This window comes from Vibrio cyclitrophicus (genome assembly GCF_024347435.1).
Classification (GTDB): domain Bacteria; phylum Pseudomonadota; class Gammaproteobacteria; order Enterobacterales; family Vibrionaceae; genus Vibrio; species Vibrio cyclitrophicus.
In genome coordinates, this window is sequence record NZ_AP025480.1 from 3,080,823 (window position 1) to 3,093,746 (window position 12,924).

Annotated in this window: 10 protein-coding genes and 1 pseudogene; 3 read left to right on the forward strand and 8 right to left on the reverse strand. The window is 44.2% G+C overall.

Annotated elements, in window-relative coordinates:
• Window positions 1–222: 222 nt before the first annotated feature.
• Entirely contained in the window at window positions 223–1,146 is a 924-nt protein-coding gene (locus tag OCW38_RS13550; RefSeq protein ID WP_065100552.1) for a DMT family transporter, read from the forward strand.
• Window positions 1,147–1,446: 300 nt separating this feature from the next.
• On the opposite strand, the gene groL is transcribed toward OCW38_RS13550, so the two are convergent.
• Both groL and OCW38_RS13560 read right to left on the reverse strand, forming a co-directional pair.
• A complete protein-coding gene (gene groL, locus OCW38_RS13555) occupies window positions 1,447–3,093 on the reverse strand; it encodes a chaperonin GroEL (protein WP_010433999.1) in 1,647 nt (548 codons plus the stop codon).
• 189 nt (window positions 3,094–3,282) lie between these two features.
• Entirely contained in the window at window positions 3,283–3,573 is a 291-nt protein-coding gene (locus OCW38_RS13560) for a co-chaperone GroES (RefSeq protein WP_010433998.1), read from the reverse strand.
• Window positions 3,574–3,791: 218 nt separating this feature from the next.
• Here OCW38_RS13560 and OCW38_RS13565 point away from each other — a divergent pair, with 218 nt between their 5' ends.
• Both OCW38_RS13565 and OCW38_RS13570 read left to right on the forward strand, forming a co-directional pair.
• Complete coding sequence (locus OCW38_RS13565) at window positions 3,792–5,135, forward strand: MATE family efflux transporter (protein WP_171387454.1); 1,344 nt, start codon at window positions 3,792–3,794, stop codon at window positions 5,133–5,135.
• Between the two features lie 139 nt (window positions 5,136–5,274).
• A pseudogene (locus OCW38_RS13570) lies at window positions 5,275–5,745 on the forward strand (methylated-DNA--[protein]-cysteine S-methyltransferase); the annotation flags it as partial.
• Window positions 5,746–5,916: 171 nt separating this feature from the next.
• Here OCW38_RS13570 and OCW38_RS13575 read toward each other — a convergent pair.
• The 6 genes from OCW38_RS13575 to OCW38_RS13600 form a co-directional block, all read right to left on the reverse strand.
• Window positions 5,917–6,240 (reverse strand): nucleotidyltransferase family protein, encoded by a 324-nt coding sequence (locus tag OCW38_RS13575; protein ID WP_171387455.1) that lies wholly within the window; start codon window positions 6,238–6,240, stop codon window positions 5,917–5,919.
• Window positions 6,230–6,694: a nucleotidyltransferase substrate binding protein gene (locus OCW38_RS13580; RefSeq protein ID WP_261894449.1), complete on the reverse strand. Its 465-nt coding sequence runs from the start codon at window positions 6,692–6,694 to the stop codon at window positions 6,230–6,232. The genes OCW38_RS13575 and OCW38_RS13580 overlap by 11 nt, the downstream gene beginning before the upstream one ends.
• Window positions 6,695–7,000: 306 nt before the next feature.
• Window positions 7,001–8,533: a 2,3-bisphosphoglycerate-independent phosphoglycerate mutase gene (gene gpmM / locus OCW38_RS13585; protein ID WP_261894451.1), complete on the reverse strand. Its 1,533-nt coding sequence runs from the start codon at window positions 8,531–8,533 to the stop codon at window positions 7,001–7,003.
• 274 nt (window positions 8,534–8,807) lie between these two features.
• Window positions 8,808–10,508 carry a putative bifunctional diguanylate cyclase/phosphodiesterase gene (locus tag OCW38_RS13590; RefSeq protein WP_065100569.1) on the reverse strand — a complete coding sequence of 567 codons (1,701 nt, stop codon included), beginning with the start codon at window positions 10,506–10,508 and terminating at the stop codon, window positions 8,808–8,810.
• Window positions 10,509–10,524: 16 nt separating this feature from the next.
• Window positions 10,525–10,953 (reverse strand): response regulator, encoded by a 429-nt coding sequence (locus OCW38_RS13595; RefSeq protein ID WP_065100547.1) that lies wholly within the window; start codon window positions 10,951–10,953, stop codon window positions 10,525–10,527.
• Window positions 10,950–12,749 (reverse strand): sensor histidine kinase, encoded by a 1,800-nt coding sequence (locus OCW38_RS13600; RefSeq protein ID WP_315974533.1) that lies wholly within the window; start codon window positions 12,747–12,749, stop codon window positions 10,950–10,952. Before OCW38_RS13600 ends, OCW38_RS13595 begins: the two co-directional genes overlap by 4 nt.
• Window positions 12,750–12,924: the final 175 nt, after the last annotated feature.

Below are 12,924 nucleotides of genomic sequence, written 5' to 3' on the forward strand. Positions count from 1 at the left end.
GCCTAAGAGAGCAGACCTTTATGTTGGTTATTGGACTTCGACTACAGCCCTCTTTCTCTTAAATCGCTCCCCTAAAACCATTCTTTTGGGCAGTTTAAGTTACGCGACATCAATATGCCTGATAATTGCCTCCTATTGAGCAACATATTTAGGCACCTCAACAACTCAGCCTACCTTTGGGCGGCGACCACAATAGTACTGTAATTATCAAGGAAGGTATTAATGAACGACTCAAGACTTAATGTCGATGTTACTGCTAGTTTATCCATGTTTATGATTTGTTTTATTTGGGGAGTACAGCAAGCAGCCATTAAGTCAATTGCCGACCAAATCGCACCTGTATTACAAATTGGGGGACGCTCTTTCCTCGCCGCACTAATGGTGTGGTTAATGATGACCTTAAAAAAGAATTCGCTGAAACAATCTAAGGACTACCTCTTGTCGGGTGTCGTTGTGGGCGCACTTTTTGCGTTAGAGTTTTTATTTGTAGCAGAAGGCTTGAGGTATACTAGCGCCTCTCATATGACCGTATTCCTATATACCGCACCTATTTTTGCTGCTATTGGCCTGCAATTATTCAACAAACACGAAACCCTAGCCAAAATGCAGTGGTTCGGTATCGGTATCGCTTTCTGTGGTATTGCCGTCGCATTTTTCTCGCGAGATGAAGCCAACAGCAATCTAAGAGATATGTTAATTGGCGACATTATGGCGCTGTTCGCTGGCTTGCTCTGGGGGGCGACAACCGTAGTGGTTCGTTGTACTCGATTAGGGCTGGCTTCAACAGAACATACACTATTCTTTCAGCTTGGTGGGGCAGGTGTGCTATTGCTCAGTTATGCAGCCATTACCGGTCAGCTGCACTTTTCACTCAATTTCAACGCATCAATCAACATGTTGTTCCAGGTTTTATTTGTTAGCTTTGCCAGTTACATGGCATGGTTTAGCCTTATCCGAAAATACAAAGCCTCACAACTAGGGGTTTTATCATTCATGACACCAGTGATTGGTGTAATAGCGAGTATTTTTCTTCTGGATGAACAAGCGCACAACGGCTTTATTTGGGGGGCGCTTCTGATCCTAGCGGGTGTTTTACTTGTCAGTATCTGGCCGTGGCTCCACCTCAAAATCCGCAACCGTCATTGACCCCACATAAAAGACATCGTGCGGACGCCAAAGTCTACGAGAACACCAAGGAGAAACGTTTAACCATGTACATACTGAAGCTGTATCATGGGGCTGAGCCTTACCTATTAATACCGACCGCACAGCATTACCCCTAAAAAATAATCCACGTATAGAGTTACAAGAGCAATAGCTCTTAAGTTGAATGAATAAAGATACATACCTAGCACAAACAAAAAGGCTACCGTAGGGGTCAACATTAGTGTCAACACGGTAGCCTTCTCTCATTTTCTTATATGAGTTTTATTTAATGGAAAGCGGTTACATCATGCCGCCCATACCACCCATACCGCCCATGCCACCCATATCAGGCATTGCAGGAGCTGAATCTTGAGGTTTGTCAGTGATCATCGCTTCTGTTGTGATCATAAGACCAGCAACTGATGCTGCGAACTGAAGTGCAGAGCGAGTTACCTTAGTTGGATCTAGGATACCCATTGCAATCATGTCGCCGTATTCGCCAGTCGCCGCGTTGTAACCGTAGTTACCTTCGCCAGCACGAACGTTGTTAGCAACAACAGATTCTTCATCACCTGCGTTCTTCGTGATTTGACGGATAGGCGATTCCATTGCACGTAGTGCAACACGGATACCGACGTTTTGCTCTTCGTTGTCGCCTTCAAGGCCAGCAACTTTAGATGCAGCGCGGATAAGTGCAACACCACCACCAGCAACCACACCTTCTTCAACGGCAGCGCGAGTTGCGTGAAGTGCATCTTCAACGCGGTCTTTCTTCTCTTTCATCTCAACTTCAGTTGCAGCGCCCACTTTGATTACTGCAACACCGCCAGCTAGCTTAGCTACGCGCTCTTGAAGTTTCTCTTTGTCATAGTCAGACGTTGCATCTTCGATTTGTTGACGGATTTGAGAAACACGACCTTGGATCATTGTTTCTTCGCCCGCGCCATCGATGATGGTTGAGTTTTCTTTAGTGATAGTTACACGCTTAGCTTGACCTAGGTCTTCTAGCGTTACTTTCTCTAGGTCTAGGCCAATCTCTTCAGAGATAACCGTACCGCCCGTTAGGATAGCGATATCTTGTAGCATAGACTTACGACGGTCACCGAAACCAGGCGCTTTAACAGCCGCTACTTTCACGATGCCACGCATGTTGTTCACAACAAGAGTTGCTAGCGCTTCGCCTTCTACATCTTCAGCGATGATAAGAAGTGGACGAGATGCTTTTGCTACTGCTTCTAGAGTCGGAAGAAGCTCACGAATGTTCGAAATTTTCTTGTCGATAAGAAGAATGAATGGGCTTTCTAGATCAACAGAACCCGCTTCTTGGTTGTTGATGAAGTAAGGAGATAGGTAACCGCGGTCGAACTGCATACCTTCAACTACGTCTAGCTCGTCTTGTAGAGCCTGACCTTCTTCAACAGTGATAACGCCATCACGGCCTACTTTTTCCATCGCTTCAGCAATGATGTTACCCACTGTAGCGTCAGAGTTTGCAGAGATAGTACCTACTTGCGCGATAGCTTTCGTATCTGCACATGGAACAGAAAGGTTCTTCAGCTCTTCAACAGCCGCGATAACTGCTTTGTCGATACCGCGTTTAAGATCCATTGGGTTCATACCCGCAGCAACCGCTTTTAGGCCTTCAGCGATAATCGACTGAGCCAATACTGTTGCTGTTGTTGTTCCGTCGCCCGCCGCGTCATTCGCTTGCGAAGCCACTTCTTTAACCATTTGTGCGCCCATGTTTTGGAACTTGTCTTCAAGTTCGATTTCACGTGCAACTGAAACACCATCTTTAGTGATAGTCGGTGCGCCAAATGATTTGTCTAGAACAACGTTACGGCCTTTAGGACCTAGTGTTACTTTTACTGCGTCAGCCAGAACGTTTACACCTTCTAGCATTTTAATACGTGCGTCATTACCAAATTTAACGTCTTTAGCAGCCATCTTAATTTCCTTTCAAATTCTTTGTTATGGTTAGCGCTTCATTTTTGTCATACCGAATCAGCCTTCAGTGAAGCTCTCCGGTCACCAATCGGCTTGATCTATATTCCCTTCCAGGAATGACAGAATCACGATATATAGCCAAGCACCATGATTTTAAAACGAAGCCGTCTGATTAGGTCGGAGTACGAGTTACTCGACGATCGCCATGATGTCGTTTTCAGACATGATCAGAACTTCTTTGCCGTCAATTTTTTCAGTTTTCGTGCCGTAACCTTCAGCAAAGATAACGGTATCGCCAACTTTTACGTCCAACGGTTGCACTGAACCGTTTTCTAGAATGCGGCCTTTGCCAACAGCTAGAATGATACCGCGAGTCGATTTTTCTGCGGCAGAACCAGTTAGAACGATGCCACCAGCAGATTTAGATTCAACTTCTTGGCGCTCAACGATAACTCGGTCATGTAGAGGACGGATATTCATCGGTCTTATCTCCTGATAATTTCCATTTAAATTTTGATAGTTGCCACGATTAGCGTGGGTCAAACAATATGTTGGGGACAATGTGATGAATCCCAAGGGGGGAACGAAAAAATTGTGAGCTAAAGTGCAGATTCTCACCCCTCATCTTTCCCTGCTTTTCGTTTACTCGTATCCCGCATCTGTTTATCCTACGGTTTTAGTTTCAATCGGCGTTTTACATGCAAGATAAACACGGGCTATTAACCGCCCCTATTGAGAGTACATTGCGTACCATGACCATACCGACCATATTCGGTATGGTGGCGATCTTGATGTTTAACCTCGTCGACACTTTCTTTATCTCATTGCTGGGAACTCAAGCCTTAGCAGCGGTGAGTTTTACCTTTCCAGTCACCTTTGCCATCAACTGCATCACCATGGGGATTGGTATTGGCTTATCGACATGTATCGGTCGATTGCTTGGCCAAGGCAGCGCACAAAATGCAGCACGCTTTACCTGTCATGGCTTATTGCTGGCTCTGCTTCTGGTCGGCTGCGCGTCTACGCTAGGCATTATCGCCTTAGAGCCTATGTTTACCCTGTTAGGGGCAAAGCAAGAGTTGCTGCCGCTGATATCGGAATACATGTCGGTGTGGTATCTCGCGATCCCATTGTTGGTCATTCCCATGGCAGGCAACAGCGCGATTCGAGCGACCGGTGATACAAAAACGCCCGCCAAGATCATGCTACTGGCTGGCCTTATCAATGGCGTTTTAGATCCGCTACTCATCTTCGGGTATGGGCCTTTTCCTGAACTGGGGATTCAAGGCGCTGCGATTGCCAGTGGTTTCAGTTGGTTTGGTGCTTTGTGTGGCTCACTCTACGTATTGATGGTGCGAGAAAAACTGCTTGCGCCTCCTAAGCTGACAAACATCGTCAGTGACTGGCGAAAAATCCTAAAAATAGGCACACCAGCGGCTTTGTCTAACGCTCTGAACCCACTTGCTGGCGCTATCATCATGATGATGTTGGCCAAGCAAGGGACTGAAGCCGTGGCGGCGTATGGCGCAGCGCAGCGTATTGAGTCCATTCTTATCATTGTGTTGATGTCTCTTACTTCGGCTCTTACGCCTTTCATGGCGCAGAACTTTGGTGCAAACAACCCTCAGCGCAGTTTTAAGGCTCTGTTTCTAAGCATGCGCTTTGCCCTATTATTCCAAGGGTTGGTCTTCTTAATGATGGTGCCACTGAGCATTCCTTTGGCCGCCCTGTTCTCTCAAGAAGAGTCGGTGCGAGGCATATTGTGGCATTACCTGCTAGTCGTGCCCTTTAGCTATGGGTTCCAAGGCATTGTGATGATGTTGATCAGCGGCATGAACGCCATGCATCAACCACTTAAAGCCTTCCAATGGAGCTTCATGCGTCTGTTTGTGTTTACCTTACCCTTTGCGTGGATAGGCAGCCAAATCGACGGCGTAGAGGGGCTGTTTATTGGTTTAGCACTCGGCAATGTTCTGGGTGGTATATCCGGGTATTGCTTTGCGCTTCGTGTTAGAGCTCAAGCCAATGCGGAATGCGAGTAACCGAAATACGAAAGGCTTTAAAGTAACAGCAGATAAAAGACTAGAAGACTAGAAGACTAGAAGACTAGAAGACTAGAAGACTAGAAGACTAGAAGACTAGAAGACTAGAAGACTAGAAGACTAGAAGAAGGAATATGACATGGAAGACACCACTTACAAAATACTCTACAACGCGCCAATGGGCAAAATGGTCATCATAAGCAATGGCGATGCAATCATTGAAATTGACCATCTCAATACCGAACTAGAGCTGACTGAAAACCCCGACTCGTTATGCCTTGAAACCGCTCGCCAACTGGACGAATACTTTGCAGGCCAACGCACCAGCTTTGACTTACCTTTAGAACCCAAAGGTACCGATTTCCAACGCAAAGCCTGGGACGCCTTGACCAGTATCCCTTATGGCGAAACCATCAGCTACGGTGAACAAGCAAAAAGAATGGATAACCCGAAAGCCGTAAGAGCGGTCGGTGGTGCGAACGGTAAAAACCCGTTTAGCATTGTTGTCCCCTGCCATCGGGTGATTGGAGCGAACGGTACATTAACGGGCTACACCGGCGGCATGAGCCGCAAAGAATGGTTGTTGGACTTTGAGCGTTCGGTTGTAGATCGAAAGCGTAGAGATGAAGCGATAGCGCTAATGAAACTATTGTCGTTTTCTATTGATGATGAAAAACATGGCCGAGTAAATTCCAACTCTCAGATTCGAGATAAACTGGCAAAGCGTAAACGATCGGTTGAATAATCAACATCATCGGTACGCTAACAAAAATACGCTCGATTATTTGAGTTTAATTCCATAAGTATCAATATGGGCAAGTAGCTCATTCGATGTAATTCTATGTTTAACGAGCAAGTCAACCTTGAAGGGAAGTGACGATTGTTCTAAACGATCTTGCAAGCCTGCGACGACACTTAACGAAATCCCATCCCCCTCGATAACAATATCGATGTCGGAGTTATCTTTATAAGTTCCAAGGGCTCTAGAACCGAATACCCAGGCATGAATGACTAAGGCATGATTCAAAACAATATCCTCAATCAGCTGATACTGATGAGGCTTAAGGCCTACAGAGTCTGGTTTAACCAAATAACTATCGATCACATTTAACCTCTTGTTCGCATTGCCCCTCTTGAGCACATTTAGCCTCTTGGTCACATTTCAATGTTAAATAGAGTGTGACTTGTCCTATCACTGGTGAAAATGACTCTAAGATCAGTGATTGAGCTTCAAGGACATTTTTCTCATCATAGGTGTGAGACAATAAATTTCGTTTTATGAGTGCTTCAAGCATGATCTCACACTGCTCCGAAGATAGGTGCTTAGCTTCTAAGGCGGTACGAAAAACGCTCCTCGGCGAAGCCACATCAAACCCTTCAAACTCAAGTAAGTCTTTAAGGGTCTTCCATGTCAGCTCAAAAGAAAATTCAAAAGTTTGTACTAACCCAGCGAGCTCTAACTCATTGTAGCTATCTTGTGAGCATGCTCTCTCAAGCCTTTGCTGCGCTTTCATTAAGTTTTGCAGTCGTTGCTTCCAGCGGTCTGGGTTTGAGTTCATATAAACAGCCTAGAGATAAGGTAAAAGATAAGTATAGTATGAGTCTTAAGCTACCTAATCATTCAAGCAATGTCACCCTTTCGATATTTATCAAGGCTGTTCTTTTCGTCTTTTTTAAGGTCGTGCCCTTCTGTTATCCCCTACTTGTATATCCTGCATGTTTTTCTAACCCAATACTGGCCCTTCAAGCTCTTCGAATCCCGTTTACTCGCATCTATAGAAAAGCCCGCACTTTTGAAGTGCGGGCTTTCAAAATCGTTAAAGCTCAACGTGAGCCGCTGAGACAAACACCTATTTAACTACTGACTATTTAACGATCACGTCACCAGACATTTCTGCTGGGATATCAATACCAGACAGAGAAAGCATCGTTGGTGCAAGATCAGACAGCTTACCGCCTTCTTTGAACTCAACGTCTTTGCTACCCACATAGATAAGTGGAACAGGTAGGTTAGTGTGCGCCGTGTGGATGCCGCCCGTTTCTGGGTTTACCATCATTTCCGCGTTACCGTGGTCAGCAGTGATAAGCAGTTGGCCATCGGCTTCTTTGATTGCTTCAACTACTTTACCCAGACATTCGTCTAGCGACTCTACCGCTTTAACCGCTGCATCGTAAACGCCAGTGTGGCCAACCATGTCACAGTTAGGGAAGTTACAAACGATAGCGTCGTATTTGCCGCCTTTGATTGCTGCAACAAGCTTTTCAGTTAGCTCTGGTGCGCTCATTTCTGGCTGTAGGTCGTAAGTCGCTACTTTTGGAGAAGCAACAAGCTGACGCTCTTCGCCTTCAAACTCGTCTTCTTTACCGCCGTTGAAGAAGAACGTCACGTGCGCGTATTTCTCTGTTTCAGAGATACGTAGCTGCGTTTTGCCTTCTTTCGATAGCCATTCACCGTAAGTGTTCTCTAGAGAAGCCGGTGGGAATGCACAAAGCAGTGGGATGTCTGCTGCGTATTGAGTCAGCATCACAAAGTCGATTGTTGGGAATACGCTACGCTCAAAACCGTCGAAGTTAGGTACGAATGCACGTGTGATTTCACGCGCACGGTCGGCACGGTAGTTCATGAAGATAACCGCATCGCCATCAACAATAGCTGCAGACTCTTCGCCTTCCGCTTTGATTTCCGTCGCTTTCACGAACTCATCGTTTTCGTCACGAGCGTAAGCCGCTTCTAGGCCAGCAACCGCCGTGTCGAATGTGAACTCCGCTTTTGCTTGAGTCAGTAGGTCGTAAGATTCTTGAACGCGATCCCAGTTGTTATCACGGTCCATTGCGTAGTAACGACCAATAAGCGAAGCCACACGGCCTTTACCTAGCTTAGCGAACAACTCTTGGAAGCGAGCCAATGTGTTTTCTGCGCTACGTGGCGGCGTATCACGGCCGTCTAGGAATGCGTGTAGGTAGATTTTCTCTGCGCCACGTTCTGCTGCCATTTCAACGGCTGCGTAGATGTGATCTTCGTGAGAGTGAACGCCACCTGGAGACATAAGGCCCATGATGTGAACTGCTTTCTCCGCTTTTACTGCTTTATCGATAGCATTCACGAGTGTTTCAGTTTGACCGAATTCACCGTCTGCGATTGATTTAGTAATACGCGTTAAATCTTGGTATACCACGCGACCCGCACCGATGTTGGTGTGACCCACTTCAGAGTTACCCATTTGACCATCTGGTAGGCCTACATCTAAGCCAGAAGCCGAGATTAGCGTGTTAGGTTGGTTAGCAATAAGACCGTCTAATACTGGCGTATTAGCGTTTGCGATAGCGTTGTCTTGGTTGTCTTCACGGTAACCGTAACCGTCAAGGATCACTAGAGCCATTGGCTTCTTAGCTGACATAGGACTGACCTCGTTCAATTCAAAATAAATCGGTATAAAAACAAATTAGCGTAATTTTACTACAGTTTACAGTCAAAACTGTAGTGGAAGATCAAGAAACGTTTCTAGCAACCCGAACTGAGATGAAAAAAAGCATCATTTGATGAGTTTCTTTTCTTTCTCCTCAATATTGAGTCAGCCACTCACAAACAAGAAACGAAAATACGCTCTCAGCACAATATGCTTTTAATCAACCCTTTGGAGGTGACTCAACAACTTTAACCTATTCCTTCGCTCACGAAGCGTAAAAGTATTGACTCTCAAACGTTGTTACAGGTAACGGTTTAGAGTAATAATAACCCTGTAAACGTGTCACTCCTACCTCTTTACATATCGCATCGTGAGTACCGGTTTCTATCCCTTCGGCTACCGTTTCGTACTCTAAACTGTGTGAGAAAGCACAAATCGCCGTAAAAAGTTGCCTTGGTTTAGTCAGTTCAATGCGCTCAACAAAAGAACGGTCAATTTTGATCACATCAATCGTGTAATCCTTCAAATGAGACAGTGAGGAGTAACCGGTTCCAAAATCATCCACCGCGACTTTTACGCCTAAATCACTGATTTTTTGCAAAGCTTCAGATGCCCACTCGCCAGAAATAAGATTACTTTCGGTAATTTCAAACTCCACATTTGAAGCTGGAATTTCATAAAGATTAAGAAGGTTTTTAACTTTTTTTGCTAAGAAGCGGTCGGTTAACTGACTTGGGGATAAGTTAATCGCTAATGTAAAATCCTCTCTCAACATTTTGTCACTCAACCAAGATTGTAACTGTTTCAGAGCCGTTTCAATGACCCAAAAACCGATATCGACAATCATCCCAGTTTCTTCTGCAACAGGAATGAAGATGTCTGGCGGAACCATTCCTAACTTCGGATGCTTCCATCGCAGCAAAGCCTCAGCCCCTATTAGCTTCATATCCGTATTAAATTGAGGTTGGTAATAAAGTTCCATCTCATTTTTTACAAGGGCTCGCTTCAAGTGCCTTTCAAGTTCGGCGCGGCGATTCATCTGATCATGGAATGCTTTTGAATAAAACTGTGCCTGATTTCTTCCCTTATCCTTAGCACGATACAACGCAATATCAGCGCACTTTCGTAACTCAATAGAGTTCGATGCACATTCTGGAAAACTTGCAATACCCACACTAACCGTTAAATCTAATAACTCCCCGTCCACACACATCGGCGAGCTAAATTCAGACAGTAATCGGTTGACCATTTTTTGGACGTATTGTTTATTGTTTCCGAGAGGGAATAAAAGCGCAAACTCGTCCCCCCCCAATCGACATAAAATATCATTGTATCCTACGCAGCGCTTAAGCTTGCTGGCCACCTCTTTGAGTGCGCCATCTCCTAAGACATGTCCGTGGCGATCATTGACATCTTTAAATTTATCAACATCGATCAACATTAAGACAAACGAAGAATTCTCTTTTGCTGAAGAAAGCAGTTTTTTGGTTAAACGCTCTTCAAAGAAGTGGCGATTATTCAGACCCGTTAAGCTATCACACTCTGCTAATCGCTTTAGCTCAGTATGTGTTTCCAGCACTTGCTGCTCAAGCTGATGGCGTTCAGACGCAATAACAATCGCTCGTCTCAATCGTACCGCCGTGACCTCACTTTTCATAATGAAATCTTGAGCGCCTGACTCAATGCACTTTAGAGCGATCTCTTCATCGTCATTGTGGCTCAACATAACAATCGATGTAGAAAAATCATTTTTTGCGCGTAGCTCGATTAACAGTTCAAATCCGTCAGTTGGTGGAAGTTGGTAATCCAGTAAAATAACATCAAATTGCTGCTGCAAAGCCAACTCCAGACCTTTAACACCGGTATCGGCTGTCTCAATAGCCGCTAGAGGCAGATCTGTATTTTTTAATGTTCTGACAATAGACAGGGTGTCTATTTGATCATCATCAATGATCAATACCTTCATTTGAGCCCCCTTGGCTTTAACATTTTGGTAACTCAACAATGTTCCAGTAATTTTCGAGAAAACGAATAAGTTGTTTGTAATCTTGGTTGGATGAAGATTTTACAATGTAACCTGCAATATTTTTCTTATAGGCTGCAGAGATCTCTTCATCAAGTTGAGAAGTCGTGAGTACAAAAACCACGATGTCACTCAAATTCGCGTCTGACCGAATGGCAGACAAAAACTCCATACCATTCATTCGCGGCATGTTTAAATCCAAAAGAACAATAAAAGGCCGAGTTACGGCACCGTTTTTGAGCGCTTCTAATGCTTCTAATCCATCACGAGTTCGATGTATTGGATTAAGCAAGTTGAATGATTTCAATGAGCGTTGAATTCCAATGGCATCAATATCATCATCCTCAACTAAAAGAATACTGACAGTTTTCATATAATTATGATTCATATGATCTCCTTTTTTCCTAACAGCTCTTCTGTGGGCCAGGTAAAACAAAAAGAGCACCCACCTTGTGAATTAGAGTGTAATTCGAAATGGCAGCCGTAAAGCTCCAAGGTTTTTTTGATGATAGACAAGCCCATACCACTTCCTTCGACGCTATCGCGAGGTTGTAGTGTGTGGAATAACTCAAACACCTTGTCATAGAGTTCAGTGGGAATTCCAGGCCCATCATCTTCGACACAGAACTTGTAATGATCTCCTTGATAAACACCAGAAACCTTAATATTGGCGTGTTCTTTATCGTGGTGTTTAATCGCGTTGGAAATCAAATTTCGCAATATCAAATCTAGCGGGACGACCAACGTACGAAATGGACCAATGCTATCGTCACAGATAAGCGTCGCTTTATTATTCGTATTCAATAACTCGAATGTCTCTTGGACATTGCTCGCTAAAGAAAACTCTTGAATCTCATTCTTTTTTCTACCAACTCTAAAATACGACAATAAGTCATCGAGCAATCGCTCCAACCTAACAACTCGACCCTGCAAAAGGCGACTATAATCCTTTGTTTCAGGGGTCAGATGCTCTTCAATGTCTTCATTGATCCATGATACCAATTGCGAGATCCCTCTCAGAGGCGCCTTCAGATCGTGCGATGCGACGTAAGCAAACTGATCGAGGTCTCTATTCGCTCTTTCTAAAGCAAGATTTCTTATTGCTAAGTTTTCTGAGGCTTTTTCTAGGCTATCTGTTCGCTCTTGCAAATCTCGACTTAACTTTCTCGCATAGCCTTGTGCTTTCTCTTCCCCATTACGCAGTATCATAAGAATAGCAAATAGCATGACATTAACGAGTAGGCCGAACATCAGAATCAATGTTGGTTGATTACTATGCTGCTGAGCTTCAAATAAAGGCGAAGATTGAAAATCAAAGAGCCACCTTCTCCCATACATATTGACTTCCAACTGTTCATCAAACATCGGTTGATGGTTCAGGGCTTCACGAGAATGTGTAAGCTCATCATAGAGTGGAATATTGTCATCATGGATACTGAAATTGATAAGACGATTAACATCCTCAAGCGTACCGTTCATTAAATTTTGAACAATAAAAGGGGCATAAACTAACCCCAAAAAACCATCGCTTTCATCACCATAATATTGTGGGACTGTTCTCTTATCGAACCATGGAACATAAAAAAGGAAACCAGGTGTTTGCTTAAAGTCTTGAACCAAGATGATTGGGCCTGTAATTTGAGAGGTCCCCTTTGTTCTAGCTAACCTTGCGGCCGCATATCGATTATTTTCATGGGCCATATCCAGACCAACCGCCGCTCGGTTCTCTTCTTCTGGTTCAATGTACGTAATAGGCCAATAATCTTTGGCGATACGAATTGGGTGCATGTCATACGAAGGAAAGCTTTGTTGTTGCCAAGTAAGATAACTCGCCACTTTTTTCTGAGGGACGTAATGAATCACACCTATCCCGCTCACTCCTGGAAAGTGGGATGATATATCAAACTGACTAGCAAACGTTTTCCAGCTCTCTCGATTAACCGGGGCCGAAAACATATGGATTGCTGCTACACCCGCGGTCAATGCTTCTTCATATTTGCTCATCCTATCTTGAACAAGCTCAAGTAATTGACTCACTTGAAAATCAAATTGGACTAGAGATTTTTGATGGGTTTGGTACCGAGTAATTTGCCATGCAGCAATAGTTAAGATTAGAGAGCAGGCGAGAACGAGCCAATGAAGCCAAGATAAAGCGGTTGATGACTTCTTTATGTAAGTAAGCATCCTTAACCTATTGCACAGAGTGCATAATGATATCGAATACCCCTGACGCTAACTTGTATCTAGCTAAATGTAAATACTCTATTTACACTCTTCGCTTAGTCTTTGTTAATTACTTATTATACCGAATGTCGAACTAAAAATAATCATTACTGCATACTCTAATAGAGGAATAGAA

What these genes read in the sequence shown, in the direction of transcription:
- OCW38_RS13550 (WP_065100552.1), top strand. Translation starts at nt 223, where the DNA reads ATGAACGACTCAAGACTTAATGTCGATGTTACTGCTAGTTTATCCATG.
- groL (WP_010433999.1), bottom strand. Translation starts at nt 3,093, where the DNA reads ATGGCTGCTAAAGACGTTAAATTTGGTAATGACGCACGTATTAAAATG.
- OCW38_RS13560 (WP_010433998.1), bottom strand. Translation starts at nt 3,573, where the DNA reads ATGAATATCCGTCCTCTACATGACCGAGTTATCGTTGAGCGCCAAGAA.
- OCW38_RS13565 (WP_171387454.1), top strand. Translation starts at nt 3,792, where the DNA reads ATGCAAGATAAACACGGGCTATTAACCGCCCCTATTGAGAGTACATTG.
- OCW38_RS13580 (WP_261894449.1), bottom strand. Translation starts at nt 6,694, where the DNA reads ATGAACTCAAACCCAGACCGCTGGAAGCAACGACTGCAAAACTTAATG.
- gpmM (WP_261894451.1), bottom strand. Translation starts at nt 8,533, where the DNA reads ATGTCAGCTAAGAAGCCAATGGCTCTAGTGATCCTTGACGGTTACGGT.
- OCW38_RS13590 (WP_065100569.1), bottom strand. Translation starts at nt 10,508, where the DNA reads ATGAAGGTATTGATCATTGATGATGATCAAATAGACACCCTGTCTATT.
- OCW38_RS13595 (WP_065100547.1), bottom strand. Translation starts at nt 10,953, where the DNA reads ATGAATCATAATTATATGAAAACTGTCAGTATTCTTTTAGTTGAGGAT.
- OCW38_RS13600 (WP_315974533.1), bottom strand. Translation starts at nt 12,749, where the DNA reads ATGCTTACTTACATAAAGAAGTCATCAACCGCTTTATCTTGGCTTCAT.